Origin of the sequence: Aurantimonas sp. 22II-16-19i, from assembly GCF_002088275.1 — a bacterium.
Classification (GTDB): Bacteria; Pseudomonadota; Alphaproteobacteria; order Rhizobiales; family Rhizobiaceae; genus Jiella.
In genome coordinates this window covers 132,747-145,647 of the sequence record NZ_AQQS01000003.1, presented here as the reverse complement: position 1 = coordinate 145,647, position 12,901 = coordinate 132,747, and the positions used below count along the sequence as shown (strand labels likewise).

General features: G+C 68.8%; 10 protein-coding genes. 3 read left to right on the top strand and 7 right to left on the bottom strand.

Features of this window, described 5'->3' with window-relative positions; translation table 11 throughout:
• The first annotated feature begins 80 nt into the window (after positions 1-80).
• A complete protein-coding gene (locus ATO4_RS04960; RefSeq protein ID WP_083590304.1) occupies positions 81-650 on the top strand; it encodes a peroxidase-related enzyme in 570 nt (189 codons plus the stop codon).
• 130 nt (positions 651-780) lie between these two features.
• On the opposite strand, the gene ATO4_RS04955 is transcribed toward ATO4_RS04960, so the two are convergent.
• The 4 genes from ATO4_RS04955 to ahcY form a co-directional block, all read right to left on the bottom strand.
• The gene (locus ATO4_RS04955) at positions 781-1,527 is read right to left on the bottom strand and encodes a nucleotidyltransferase family protein (RefSeq protein ID WP_083590303.1); all 747 of its coding nucleotides are present in this window, start codon (positions 1,525-1,527) and stop codon (positions 781-783) included.
• Positions 1,528-1,534: 7 nt separating this feature from the next.
• Positions 1,535-3,088: a tRNA (adenosine(37)-N6)-threonylcarbamoyltransferase complex ATPase subunit type 1 TsaE gene (gene tsaE / locus ATO4_RS04950; RefSeq protein ID WP_083590302.1), complete on the bottom strand. Its 1,554-nt coding sequence runs from the start codon at positions 3,086-3,088 to the stop codon at positions 1,535-1,537.
• Positions 3,085-5,667, bottom strand: coding sequence for a PAS domain-containing sensor histidine kinase (locus ATO4_RS04945; RefSeq protein WP_245308577.1), 2,583 nt, complete (start codon positions 5,665-5,667; stop codon positions 3,085-3,087). The genes tsaE and ATO4_RS04945 overlap by 4 nt, the downstream gene beginning before the upstream one ends.
• A 265-nt stretch (positions 5,668-5,932) precedes the next feature.
• Complete coding sequence (ahcY, locus tag ATO4_RS04940; protein ID WP_083590301.1) at positions 5,933-7,333, bottom strand: adenosylhomocysteinase; 1,401 nt, start codon at positions 7,331-7,333, stop codon at positions 5,933-5,935.
• Positions 7,334-7,639: 306 nt separating this feature from the next.
• On the opposite strand from ahcY, the gene ATO4_RS04935 reads away from it, so the two are divergent.
• Both ATO4_RS04935 and ATO4_RS04930 read left to right on the top strand, forming a co-directional pair.
• The gene (locus ATO4_RS04935) at positions 7,640-9,799 is read left to right on the top strand and encodes a hypothetical protein (RefSeq protein ID WP_139802260.1); all 2,160 of its coding nucleotides are present in this window, start codon (positions 7,640-7,642) and stop codon (positions 9,797-9,799) included.
• Positions 9,800-9,966: 167 nt separating this feature from the next.
• Positions 9,967-10,248 (top strand): hypothetical protein, encoded by a 282-nt coding sequence (locus ATO4_RS04930; protein WP_083590299.1) that lies wholly within the window; start codon positions 9,967-9,969, stop codon positions 10,246-10,248.
• A 187-nt stretch (positions 10,249-10,435) separates the two neighbouring features.
• Here the strand turns inward: ATO4_RS04930 and radC are convergent, their stop codons facing one another.
• The 3 genes from radC to sfsA are packed head-to-tail and all read right to left on the bottom strand — an operon-like array spanning position 10,436 to position 12,847.
• Entirely contained in the window at positions 10,436-11,272 is an 837-nt protein-coding gene (gene radC, locus ATO4_RS04925; protein WP_083590298.1) for a DNA repair protein RadC, read from the bottom strand.
• Between the two features lie 7 nt (positions 11,273-11,279).
• Positions 11,280-12,131 (bottom strand): type I methionyl aminopeptidase, encoded by an 852-nt coding sequence (gene map, locus ATO4_RS04920; protein ID WP_083590297.1) that lies wholly within the window; start codon positions 12,129-12,131, stop codon positions 11,280-11,282.
• The gene (gene sfsA / locus ATO4_RS04915; protein WP_083590296.1) at positions 12,128-12,847 is read right to left on the bottom strand and encodes a DNA/RNA nuclease SfsA; all 720 of its coding nucleotides are present in this window, start codon (positions 12,845-12,847) and stop codon (positions 12,128-12,130) included. Before sfsA ends, map begins: the two co-directional genes overlap by 4 nt.
• Positions 12,848-12,901: the final 54 nt, after the last annotated feature.

The window sequence follows — 12,901 nt, the reverse complement described above, 5'->3', positions numbered from 1 at the left end:
CTGGTGCCGGACAGACTGCGGCCGAGCCATGCGCCGCGAGAACCCGCGCAACAGGGCGCGCAACAGGGAGTGAGACCGTCATGACCGACCGGCCCGTCAGCCGCTTTCCGGTGCCCGATCTCGAGGACATGCCGCAGGACATCCGGGACCGGATCCTCGCCGTCCAGGAGAAGTCGGGCTTCGTGCCGAACGTCTTCCTGGCGCTCGCCCACCGGCCCGACGAATTCCGGGCGTTCTTCGCCTATCACGACGCGCTGATGGACAAGCCGGGGCCGATCAGCAATGCCGAGCGCGAGATGATCGTGGTGGCGACCAGCGCCGCCAACCAGTGCCAGTACTGCGTCGTCGCCCATGGGGCGATCCTGCGGATCCGGGCGAAGGACAGGCTGATCGCCGACCAGGTGGCGATCAACTACCGCAAGGCCGACATCACCCCGCGCCAGACGGCGATGCTGGATTTTGCCATGAAGGTCTCGCAGCAGGCCTACGCGGTCGACGATGCGGACATGGAAGTCCTGCGCGGGCACGGATTCACCGACGAGGACATCTGGGACATCGCGGCGATCTCGGCCTTCTTCGGCATGTCGAACCGGCTGGCCAACGTCACGAGCATGCGGCCCAACGACGAATTCTACGCCATGGGGCGCTGAGGCCGGCGACGGGAGGACGCGGCTCCGGCTGACGCGCGGCAGCCGGCAGGCTCGGCTTCCTTGCGCTGTCCGCCCCGCGTTGTCGGGCTTTTGCGGGGCTCGCGCCCGGCCAAGTCCGGGCGATGAGCCCTCAGGCGGCCGCGCTGGCGAGGAAGGCGGCTTCGGCGAGCGGGATCGCGGCGGGGGTGCCGACGGTGATCCAGACGCCGTCGAGCCGCACGCCGAACAGCCGCTCGGCCTCGATCGCCTGGTCGAAGATCCGGTTCAGCGAGAACTTCTCCGGCTTCATGCCGGCGAAGAGCTCCGGCTTCAGGATCGCGCCGCCGGCATAGATGTAGGGCGAGACGACCCGCTCCGGCACGCGGGCGAGGCGGCCGGACGGATCCATCACGAAGTCGCCGTCGCCGTCATAGCCGGTGGCATGGCGCATCTCGGCGATCAGCAGGGAGACGTCCATCTTCTCGGGAGCCCAGAGTTCGGCGAGAAGGTCGAGATTGTCCCGGTAGCCGTCGATCCAGAAGGTGTCGGCGTTCAGCAGGTAGAAGGGATCGGCGCCGAGTTCGGGAAGCGCCTTCACCACGCCGCCGCCGGAATCGAGGAGCGCGTCGGTCTCGTCGGAGACGACGATCTCCATGTCCTTGCGCTTCCTCAGATGCGCGCGCATCAGGTCGGCCATGTAGTGGACGTTCACCACCACCTTCTCGACGCCGTTGCGGGCCAGCGCATCGAGGCCGTAGTCGATCAGCGCGTGGCCGCGGATCTCGATCAGCGGCTTGGGCATGGTCGAGGTGATCGGGCGCATGCGCTTGCCGAGGCCGGCGGCGAGGATCATCGCGGTCTTCGGCTTGAAACGGGCATTGAGGCTGCGAATGGTCATGGTGTCTTCAGTCGTTTGAGCGATGCCGCTCGGCGGCCTTTTCGTCGAGGATGCCCCACTCGCCATAGAGATGGCGAAGGGCCGACAGCGACGGGTGGCCGAGCGTACGGGCGAGATAGCCCTTAAGCCGGGGTATGTGACGTAGATATTGCGGCTTGCCGTCTCTTTTGAGAAGCCGGACGAAAATTCCCAGGATCTTGGTGGCGCGCTGGGTCGCCATGATGGCGTAGTCGCGCTCGAAGCCGAAGGGGTCGAAGCCCGGATCGTCGCTTCGGCGGCGGGCGACATAGGCGGATGTGAGGGCCGCTTCCAGCTCGCCGGAGACGTCGACGCGGGCATCCTGGGCGAGCGAGGCGACGTCGTAGGCCGAAGGCCCCATCATCGCGTCCTGGAAGTCGATGAGGCCGATCCTGAGGACGCCCACGGCATCCGGCCGCCAGATGACGTTGGGCGAATGGAAGTCGCGCAGGACGAGGCTGCGCTCGGCGGCCTCCAGTTCGTCGAACAGCGCGCTCCAGCATTCGGCAAACAGCGCCCGTTCGTCGACTGAGGCCGGCCGCCCCAAGAAATCGGGCAGGTACCAGTCGACCAGCAGCTCGACCTCGGCGGTCATCGCGCGGCGGTCGTAGGACGGGACCTGGTGGACCGGGCCGCCGGGGATCGGCAGCTGCGAGGGCCAGGCGACACCATGGAGATCGGCGAGGCAGAGGGCGCATTCGCGGTAGCGCCCGGGGATCGGCCGGCGCTCGGCGTCGATGATCTGGCCGTCGCCGAGATGTTCGATCAGGAGGAGGCCGGCATCGAGATCGGCCTTCAGGATCGCCGGCGCGGCAAAGCCGGCGGTGCGCAGCGCCGTCGCGACGGCGACGAAGGGCGAAACGTCCTCGGCGAGATGGGCGATCCGGCTGTAGGGCAGGCCGTCGCGGATCGGCGGGCCGTCCGGCTGGCGCGGCGCGTCCATCAGGACGAGGGTCGCATCGCCGCCGGGGACGGTCTCGTAGCGCCGGGACGAGGCGTCGCCGAAGAAGCGCCGGCGCGGCGCCTCCGGCAGGCCGGCGGCGGCCAGGAAGTCGCGCACGGCGAGGGTGCGGCGCAGGCGTTCGGCGGCGCTCCCTGTTGCGGCAATGGCTGCGAGGCGTCCGCCGCCCGAGGGCAGCGAGAGCTCGATGGCGATGGTCGCGGCGCGTGCGACCTCCGGGGCGCGCTCCGGCCATTCGACGAGAACGATGCCGGCCTCGATCGCCTCAGTGAAGCCGAGTTCGTCGAGTTCCTCGCCGGAGGACAGCCGGTAGAGATCGAAATGGGCGACCGGCGGGTCGCTCTCGTAAGACTGGACGAGCGTATAGGTCGGCGAGGGGACCTCGAGACCGTCATCGGCGGCGAGCGCCCGGATCAGCGCCCGCGCGAGCGTCGACTTGCCGGCCCCGAGATCGCCGGAGAGCGCGACCACGTCGCCCGGCCGCAGCACCATGGCGAGGTCTGCACCGAGCCGCTCCGTGGCCGCGGCATCGGCCAGAGCCAGGCTCGCGACCGGCGCGAGGGCATCGCCATCCTGGCTCATTCGGCGGCGCTCCGGAACCGCGACGACGAACCGTCCTCCTCGTCGGGCAGGAGGCCGTCGAGGGGGAAATGGCAGGTGACCGCCGTGCCGGAGCCGCGCGTCGAGCGGACCTCGACATGGCCCTGATGCAGCTCGACGAAGCTCTTGACGATGGAGAGGCCGAGCCCGGCGCCGGACTGGCGGCCGCCGCTCGGATTGGCTTCGAAGCGCTCGAAGACCTTCTCGACCTGTTCGCTGGCGATGCCGGGCCCCCGGTCGGACACCTCGAAGGAGAGCATCCCCTGGTGGCGCCAGGCCCGTACGCCGACGGTCGAGCCGGCGGGGGCGAAGTTCGCCGCGTTGGAGAGGAGGTTGAAGAGGATCTGGATCAGCCGGTGGCCATCGGCGAGGAACGTCGTGCCGGCGTCGCCGAGGTCGATCGAAAGCCGCAGGTCGGCCGCCTCGAAGCGGTCGCGGACGCCGTCGACCGCCTGCTCGACGGTGCGGGCGATGTCGACCTCGGACAGTTCGAGCTCCATGATGCCGGCATCGACGGTGGCGAGGTCGAGGATGTCGTTGACGATGGTGAGCAGCGTCGAGGTCGAGGAGGAGATGTAGTCGAGATATTCGCTCTGGCGCTCGTTGAGCGGACCGGTCTCCGGCGAGCGCAGCAGCGCGGAGAAGCCGATGATGTTGGTGAGCGGCGAGCGCAGCTCGTAGTTCACGTGCTGGACGAAGTCGGTCTTGATGCGGTTGGCCTGTTCCAGCGCGTCGTTGCGCTCGCGCAGCACGAGCTCGGCGGCCCGCGCCTCGGAGATGTTGGAGAAGGTCAGCATCGTCAGGCCGTTGGGCAGGGGGACGATGGCGTAGTTGAAGATGCGGCCGTCGGTGAGGCTCATCTCGCCGCGCAGGGTGTCGCGGCCATGCTCGTCGAAGGAGGTGACCTGCTCGCAGAAGAGCTGCCAGCCGCGCGAGACTTCGGACAGATCCTGCTCGGACCCGCCCTGCGCGGGCTCGACCTTCGCCATGGCGATGTCGGAGAGGGTCTGGATGCGCGGCGTCGCCTCCAGCATCTCGGCGGCAAAGCCCCACATGTCGGCGAAGGCGGGATTGGACAGCCGCAGCCTGCCGTCGCTGCCGAACACGGCAACGGCCTCGTTCAGGAAGTCGATGGTCTCGCGCTGCAGCTGGGAGGTCGACTTCAGCTGGCTTTCGAGTTCCAGCTTCTCGGTGATGTCCTCGAACACCCAGGTGGCGCCGCCGCGCGGCTGCGGCGTGGCGATCACCCGCAGCGTGCGGCCGTCGGCCAGGTGCCACATCGTGTCGGTCGGCTCGGTGGCGCGATAGGCGGCCAGATCCTGCTCGCGCATTTCCGAGCGCATCAACTTCTCGATCGGCAGGGTGCCGCGGGTGCGCAGGTGATCGAGCAGCGCCACGTGATCCGGCTCGGTCTCCAGATAGGCGTTGGAGAGGTCGAACAGGCGCTGGAAGGCGGCGTTGTAGTAGCAGAGCCGCGTGCGCTCGTCGAACCTGGCGACGGCGGTGGCGAGCTGGTCGAGGGTTTCGGACTGGCTGACGATCGTCTGGTGCAGCTCCATGCGCACCTGCTCGGTCTCGGAGACGTCGATGGCAAGGCCGGCCGATCCGTCCGGGCCGATGGTCTCGACGACGTTGAAGTTGCGCCGGTCGGCCTCGACGACGGTCGACAGCTTGCCGGTAAAGATGCGGGCCTTTTCGAGGTCCCGGGCGATGCGCAGCCGGTCCTGGGCGCTGAAGAACTCGATCTGCCGTTCGAGCGCGTCGGCGACGGAGGGGGCGTCGACGGCGGTCGCATAGGCGCGGTTGACCCAGGTGAGCCGGTTGTGCCGGTCGCGCAGCCAGATCGCCAGCGGCGCCTGATCGAAGAGATGCTGCATCGCCTCCACCGTCGCCTTGGTGCGGGACTGGGACGACGACAGCTCGTCGAGGCGCTTGCGCAGCCCCTCGAGAACGCTGAACCGGACCATCGCCAGGCCGCCCGAGGTGCGGCCGGTCGCCTCGACGACGCATTCGGCATCGAGATCGATGGCCATGCGGAAGGGTTTGGCGGTCTCCAGGAGCTCCGCGATGGCGGCCTCCAGAAGCGCCACCTGCTCGGCGGGCATCCAGTCGGCGAAGATCAGGAAGCGGCCCGGATCGGTGGGGATCTGGCGGATCGCCGCGATCTGCCCCACCACTTCCGGGGTCGGCGAGCCGGAAAAGACCAGAATGCGCTCGTCGCCGGAGAGGAGCAGCGCGGTGCGGGCGTCGGCCTCGAGCCGGGCCTGATGGAGATCGCTCCGCAAGGCCTCGTTCTCGCCGCTGAGGGCGGCCCGCTGCCTGACCAGAAAGGTCGCCGCGACCATCGCCGCGCCGATCAGGAAAGCGATGGCGGAGAGATAGAGGATATCGATGTCGGTCAGCATCCGGTCGACATTGACGGCGAGATCCGGCCCGCCGCCCTGGGCCGCGGCCGGGCCGGTCGAGGCCGCCAGGGAGGCCGCCAGAACTGTCGCTGTCGTCGTCGCCCACCACGCCCCGTGGAGGATGACCGTTGCCGCCAGATTTTGCTTGGAATCCATGCGCGACCCGCCTGCGCCGCCGCGCCCGGGTTCGATGTCTCTCGACATATGAGTTTGCCCTCGTCTTTGCCGCCGCTGTCGAGACTGAACTCAACGCATCTCGTTCAAAGCTCTCTTTTCCGCATCGGAAAGCCTTGATTCGGACATATTAGCGGCTGGTGAGTCGGGCGCAATCCGTAATATTTAACTAAAGCTGAAATGAAATTGCCCGGCGAGGCTTGCGCTTCGCCGGGCCCTGTGAGTCGGCCGAAGGGCCGGCCGCAAATCAGTAGCGGTAGTGCTCGGGCTTGTAAGGGCCCTGCTGGGTGACGCCGATATAGGCTGCCTGTTCTTCGGTGAGCTCCGACAACCTTGCGCCGAGCTTGCCGAGATGCAGGCGGGCGACCTTCTCGTCGAGGTGCTTCGGCAGGACGTAGACCTGGTTCTCGTACTGCTCGCCCTTGGTGAACAGCTCGATCTGCGCCAGCGTCTGGTTGGTGAAGGACGCCGACATCACGAAGCTCGGGTGACCGGTGGCGTTGCCGAGGTTGAGCAGGCGGCCCTCGGAGAGGAGCAGCATGCGGTTGCCCTTGGCGAACTCGATCATGTCGACCTGGGGCTTGATGTTCGTCCACTTGAGGTTCTTCAGGGCGTCGACCTGAATCTCGTTGTCGAAGTGGCCGATGTTGCCGACGATCGCCATGTCCTTCATCTCGCGCATGTGCTCGATGCGGATGACGTCCTTGTTGCCGGTGGTGGTGATGAAGATGTCGGCGGTCGAGACGACGTCCTCGAGCTGGACCACCTCGAAGCCGTCCATCGCCGCCTGCAGGGCGCAGATCGGGTCGACCTCGGTGACCTTGACGCGGGCGCCGGCGCCCTGGAGCGAAGCGGCCGAGCCCTTGCCGACGTCGCCATAGCCGCAGACGACCGCGACCTTGCCGGCCATCATCACGTCGGTGCCGCGGCGGATGCCGTCGACCAGCGACTCCTTGCAGCCGTACTTGTTGTCGAACTTCGACTTGGTGACCGAGTCGTTGACGTTGATCGCCGGGAAGGGCAGGAGGCCCTTCTTCTGCAGCTGGTAGAGACGGTTGACGCCGGTGGTCGTCTCTTCGGTGACGCCGCGGATGGCCTCGCGCTGCTTGGTGAAGAAGCCCGGCGTCTCGGCCATGCGCTTCTTGATCTGCGCGAAGAGGATGGTCTCCTCCTCATTGCCGGGGTTGGACAGGACGTCCTCGCCGGCCTCGGCGCGGGCGCCGGTCAGGATGTACATCGTGGCGTCGCCGCCGTCGTCGAGGATCATGTTCGACGGCTGGCCGTCCGGCCACTGGAAGATCTTGTCGGTGTAGGTCCAGTATTCCTCGAGGGTCTCGCCCTTGATGGCGAAGACCGGGATGCCGGCGGCGGCGATCGCGGCAGCGGCATGGTCCTGGGTCGAGAAGATGTTGCAGGAAGCCCAGCGGACCTCGGCGCCGAGCGCCACGAGCGTCTCGATCAGGACGCCGGTCTGGATCGTCATGTGCAGCGAACCGGTGATCCGGGCGCCCTTCAGCGGCTTGTCGGCGCCGAATTCCTCGCGGCAGGCCATCAGACCGGGCATCTCGGTCTCGGCGATGTCGAGCTCCTTGCGGCCGTAGTCGGCGAGGGCGATGTCCTTGACGATGTAGTCGGTCTGTTCGCTCATGGCGTGGGAATTCCCTTCCTGAAGGCGGTTGGTCGATCCGGGGCGCGAACCGCACCCGATCGTTGGCGCTGGCTTTAGCAGGCAGAACGCAGTGCCACAAGAGGATATAAACATTTGTTTATGTCTTGATCGGTATTTTCGGCATTGGGATTCTTTCGTCACGCGGGCTATCATGCCGCCGGCCCCGGTCTTCGACCGGCGCCAAGGGGTTGCCGCTCAAGCGCCGCCGGTATCGAGCCCGGCCGGTGCCCGGCGTGAGTTCGGCCCGGGCGGCTCCGCCGCCGCCGGCCGAAGGGGAGGATGACGATGTCGCGAAGGTTCGCCGTGCTGGTTGCGGCGGTGCTGACTTGCGCTGCGGTGGTCCCGGGGACCGCCCAGACCTCGCAGCCCGCGGGCCCGGCAGCCGAGGATGCGGGCGGGCTCTCCGGACTGATCCTGCCCTACACGCCCTATCTCTTCGATTTCGCGGTAACCTCGCTGCGCAGCCTCGCCGCAATCACCTATGACGGCCGGCGCTACGATCCGATCACCCGCTCGCTGGTGGTGACGGGGCTGGAGGTCGGCCGGGACAAGGTCAACTTCCGGATCGGGCAGATGCGCGTCGGCGCCGACCAGCTGATCCTCGACGACGTCGCCGTCGACACGCGGCCGCTGCCGCTCGATCCGACGGTCCGCGAGGTCCTGACCACACTCGACCGGCAGACCGTGACCGGCAACGTCACCGTCGGCCTCGTCCTCGATGCCCCGCGCGCCGACTACCAGGTCCAGGCGAGCGCCCGTCTCGACGGGATCGGCGCCTTCGATCTCGACGCCGATCTGAGAGGCTTCCACCTGCTCGCTCCGCTGGACGACATCGGCGGCGGACCCGCGGCAGGTGGCGACAGGCCCGAGATCCGCGGCCGGCTGGCCTCGGGCGACCTCGCCTTCGTCGACATGGGCCTCGTCCCGGCGCTCTACGACGTCCTCGGCCGGGAGCAGGGCCTGAGCCCGGATGCCGCGGCGGCGGCCGCGGCGCTGATCGCCGGCGCCGGGACGGCGGGGCTCGTCGACAAGCTTCCCGGCGGTGCGACACCGCAGCTGCGGCAGCGGGCGCAAGGCTGGTCGGCAGCGGTGCAGGCCTTCCTCAGGGCACCGGACCGGCTGTTCGTCGCCCTGCGGCCGGCCGAGCCCTTCGATCTCGCCCGGCTGACCGACGGCGCCGTCGACGCGCGGGACGTCGAGGATCTGGCGCCGGAGATCGTCAACGGGCCGGCGACGCGCCAGCCGCTTTTGACCTCGCAGCAGCTGGAGCTTGCCCCGGACGCGCCGCTGGAGGACGTCCTCGCCCTTGCCGACGTGCTGCTAAAGGGCCGCGGCACGCCGCAGGACGCCGGCCGGGCGCTGGGGCTGATCATGCCGGCGGCGATGGAGGGAAACCGCGCGGCGGTGGCGCTGCTCGCCCGGGCCATCGCCATCGACCCCTATGTTCCGATCGCCCAGGAAAGGCTCGCTCCGACCTATGTCGCGCTCGATCTGGCGCTGGCCGAGGGGCTGCCCGGTGCCGGCGAGAGCCTTGCGGCCATCGGCCGCCGGCTCAGCCCGGCGGAGATCGTGGGGGCCGAGGACGAGGCCGTCGCCACCTGGCGCGAGACGCCCGTCGGCCAGCGCCAGCGCGCCGCCGAGATCGAGGCGTTCCGCAGCCGCGACTGGGCGACGATCCGCCGGCTCGCCTATGCCTATTACGAGGGCTCGCAGACGCCGCGCAACATCATGCGCGCCTATGGCTGGGCGGCGATCGCGGCGGCGGGCGGCGACCGGGTCGCGGCGAAGCTGCGCGACGAGCTGACCCGGGCCGCCGGCAGCGGCAAGCTGGTGCTGCCGCTCGAGAGGGCTCGCCAGGCGACCGACGATTTGTGGGCGCGGATCCTCGGTGACGAAGGGGCCGCCGCCGCAGGCGAAAACGGGCCGGCCGGCGCGGCCGGTGGCGATTCCGGCCCTGGCACAGGCTCAGGCACAGGGGAAGGCGCCGCCGCCTCCGCGCCGAGCGCCCCGCCGGCGGCTCCCCCGTCGGCTGGCGAGCCGACAGACAACGCGGCCGGGGACGAAGCGGCCGGGGATGCGGGCGCCGGTGATGCGGGCAATGACGCGGGCAGCGGTGCGGCGGAAGGGCCGGGCGCGGCAGGGGAGGACGGCGTGGCAGCGCCTCCGGCCGATCCCGCCGGTCCCGCACCCGGGGCGCCCGAAGCGCCGCGCGCCAGGGATGCGACGCCGATGGAGAGCGGCGAGACGGAGCGGAAGTCGGCCATGCTCGGGGCGATCCTGAGGCAGGCTGGCCGGCAGGCGCATCGAGCCGGCCCGCCCGCCCTGCACGCTGTTGCTGTGCGAGGCGGATCGTCAGGCAGGGCTGCACTTTCGTTGTGCGCCGGCAACGGCTGGCGAGGAATTCATCGACTCGCCGCTTGCGAGGGCCGGCCGCTCGCCCTTTAATGATCGAACCGGCGTCTTTGCCACGCCGGGAGTTAATGGCTCGTTAAGGAAAGCGGCGCAGCATCGAACCTGTCGAAGCTCCAGCTCAACCGGCTTTCGGGAAGTGACTGGAGACGTAACACGGGGCCGGTGAACAACAGTCCGGCGCCGCTCGAAGAGGTGTGCCGATGACTGCGAGACAAGTCGACGCGTCCTTCCAACGGATGCTTCAGGGTTACAGCTTGACGTCTGCCGAAGTTCTCTACCGCATGCCGGATCATCCGACATTGCTGCAGACGTTCTTCTGGCAGTTCGAGGACCTCGCGCCCGACTACCCGCGGCTGAAGCGCTTTCTCGACCATTGGGAGCGCGAGATCGAGGCGATCATCCACTCCGTCCGCGTCATGCATCAGGGGCTGATCAGCCCGAAGGAAATCCGCATCGTGAAGGATGGCGGCCAGCTGCATTGAGAGCTGCAGCCGCCGGCGGACGCCCGGCCGCTTTGGGTGCGGCAGCCTGCTGCCTTGTCGCGGCTTGCCCTGCCGCCGCCTCGGCATAGGCCGACAGTCGGCCGGCGGAGACGGCGCCACATCGGCGCGCTTCTTGCCGCAGGCGTGCCTTTGCCGGCTGTCGCGAGCGCACTGCGATGGCAGCGGCTCAGATCAGCCGCAGGCCCTTGAGGCTGGCATGGCCGTTCTTGCCGATGATGATGTGGTCGTGGACCGAGATGCCGAGGGGCTTTGCCGTCTCGACGATGGTCTTCGTCATGTCGATGTCGGCGCGGGACGGCGTCGGGTCGCCCGAGGGATGGTTGTGGACGAGGATGATCGCCGTGGCGTTCAGCTCCAGCGCCCGGCGCATCACCTCGCGCGGATAGACCGGGGTGTGGTCGACGGTGCCGGTGCCCTGCACCTCGTCGGAGATCAGGGCGTTCTTCTTGTCGAGGAAGAGGATGCGGAACTGCTCGCGCGCCTCGTGGGCCATCTGGGCGGTGCAGTAGTCGATGACCGCCGTCCAGGAGGACAGCACCTCGCGCTGGCGGACCGCCGAGCGCATCGCCCGCCGGTTGATCGCCGCGACCACCTGCAGGTCGAGGGCGACCGCCTCCTTGACCCCCGGCACCTCCATCAGCCGCCGCTGCGGCGCGCCGAGCACCTCGCCGAGGGAGCCGAACCTTGCGATCAGATCCTTGGCGACGGGCTTGACGTCGCGGCGCGGGATGGTGCGGAAGAGGATCAGCTCGAGCAGCTCGTAATCGGCAAGGGCGTCGGCGCCGGCGGTGGAGAAGCGCTCGCGCAGCCGGTCGCGGTGGCCGTCGTGATGGCGCGGCGCCTTGCCGTCGTCGGATGCCTGAAGCTTCGCGCCGGCCTCCGCCCGCGGGCGCTCGGAGCGCTCTTCGAGGCCGGGAGTCTGTGCGCGTCGGTCGGGGGCGAAGAGGCCGTCCTCGGCGTCCGCCTCGCTGTCGTCCTCGTCTCGGCCTCCGGAAGACGCCATGGCCCGCTTATTCGGCCGCGGCCGGATCGCGCTGGAAGGCGATGCCGGGCGTATCGAGGCCGCCCGGCGAGAAGGTGAAGACCTCGCAGCCGGTCTCGGTCACGCCGAGCGAGTGCTCGTACTGGGCCGACAGGGTGCGGTCCCGGGTCACGGCGGTCCAGCCGTCGTTGAGGATCTTCACATGCGGCCGGCCGAGATTGATCATCGGCTCGATGGTGAAGATCATGCCGGGCTTCAGCTCCGGCCCGTCGCCGCGCCGGCCGTAATGCAGGACGTTCGGCGCATCGTGGAACAGCTTGCCGACGCCATGGCCGCAGAAGTCGCGCACCACCGAGCAGCGCTCGCTCTCCGCATAGGCCTGGATCGCCTCGCCGATGTCGCCGACATGGCCGCCCGGCTTCACCGCCTCGATGCCGATCAGGAGCGAGCGATAGGTCACCTCGCAGAGCCGCTCGGCGGCCCGCTTCAGCTTGCCGACCGGATACATGCGCGAGGAATCGCCATGCCAGCCGTCGACGACGAAGGTGACGTCGATATTGACGATGTCGCCTTCCTTCAGCGGCTTGTCGTTGGGGATCCCGTGGCAGACGACGTGGTTGATCGAGGTGCAGACGCTCTTCGGATAGCCGCGATAGTTCAGCGTCGCCGAGACGGTGTCGTGGTCGCGGGCGAATTTTGCGACGAAGTCGTCGATCGCCTGGGTGGTGACGCCGGGAACGACGATGGCCGCCAGTTCGTCCAGGCACTGGGCCGTCAGCCGGCAGGCTCGGCGCATGCCGGCAAAACCCTCCGGTCCGTAGATCCGGATGGCGCCGGTGTTGCGGATCGGGTTCGCCTCGGCCTCGAGATAGGTGGTCATGGTCGCTCGGTTTCGACGATCGGAAGAAGGATCGATGGCACGATCCCGGACAGCGTGATGTCGCACCGAACGGCGCAGGCTTCAACCCCTCGGCGACGCGCCTCGGCAAAGCCTGCCGCATAAGCGGGGTCGAGATCGGCCGCGAAAGCGAGGCGGGCGCAGTCGGCGCGTTGCACGACGTAGAGCATCACGGCCCTGGCGCCCGCCTCGACCTCGGCGGCGAGATCGAGGAGGTGGCGGGCGCCCCTCGTCGTCACGCAGTCGGGAAATTCGGCAAGGCCGGGCTGGCGCATCAGATGGACGTTCTTGACCTCGACATAGACCGGCCGGCCGTCCCGATCCTCGTAGAGAAGGTCGACGCGGGACTTTTCCTGATAGCGGACTTCCCGGCGCGCCGGCCCGAGCCCTGCGAGGGCGGGGACGAGGCCGGCGGCGACCGCCGCTTCGGCGAGGCGGTTGGGAAGGCCGGTGTTGAGGCCGACGAGGGTGCCGTCCGCCTCGATCAGCTCCAGCGTCAGGGCCAGCTTGCGCTTGGGGTTGACTGAACGCGACAGCCAGACCCGCGAGCCCGGCGCCTTCAGCCCCAGCATCGCGCCGGGATTGGGACAGTGGACGGTGACGGGCGCGTCCTCGCCGTCGATCGCCACGTCTGCGAGGAAGCGCTTGTAGCGCTGGATCAGGCGGCCGGGAATGAGGGGCGAGGGGAACGGGACCATGATGGTCTCGGCGGGTAGCGGCTCCCCCCCGCCGGGTCAACGTGGCAGTCGGAC

Coding starts and splice junctions, on each gene's coding strand:
- ATO4_RS04935 (WP_139802260.1), top strand. CDS start 7,640: ATGTCGCGAAGGTTCGCCGTGCTGGTTGCGGCGGTGCTGACTTGCGCT.
- map (WP_083590297.1), bottom strand. CDS start 12,131: ATGACCACCTATCTCGAGGCCGAGGCGAACCCGATCCGCAACACCGGC.
- ahcY (WP_083590301.1), bottom strand. CDS start 7,333: ATGAGCGAACAGACCGACTACATCGTCAAGGACATCGCCCTCGCCGAC.
- sfsA (WP_083590296.1), bottom strand. CDS start 12,847: ATGGTCCCGTTCCCCTCGCCCCTCATTCCCGGCCGCCTGATCCAGCGC.
- tsaE (WP_083590302.1), bottom strand. CDS start 3,088: ATGAGCCAGGATGGCGATGCCCTCGCGCCGGTCGCGAGCCTGGCTCTG.
- ATO4_RS04960 (WP_083590304.1), top strand. CDS start 81: ATGACCGACCGGCCCGTCAGCCGCTTTCCGGTGCCCGATCTCGAGGAC.
- ATO4_RS04955 (WP_083590303.1), bottom strand. CDS start 1,527: ATGACCATTCGCAGCCTCAATGCCCGTTTCAAGCCGAAGACCGCGATG.
- ATO4_RS04930 (WP_083590299.1), top strand. CDS start 9,967: ATGACTGCGAGACAAGTCGACGCGTCCTTCCAACGGATGCTTCAGGGT.
- radC (WP_083590298.1), bottom strand. CDS start 11,272: ATGGCGTCTTCCGGAGGCCGAGACGAGGACGACAGCGAGGCGGACGCC.
- ATO4_RS04945 (WP_245308577.1), bottom strand. CDS start 5,667: ATGGATTCCAAGCAAAATCTGGCGGCAACGGTCATCCTCCACGGGGCG.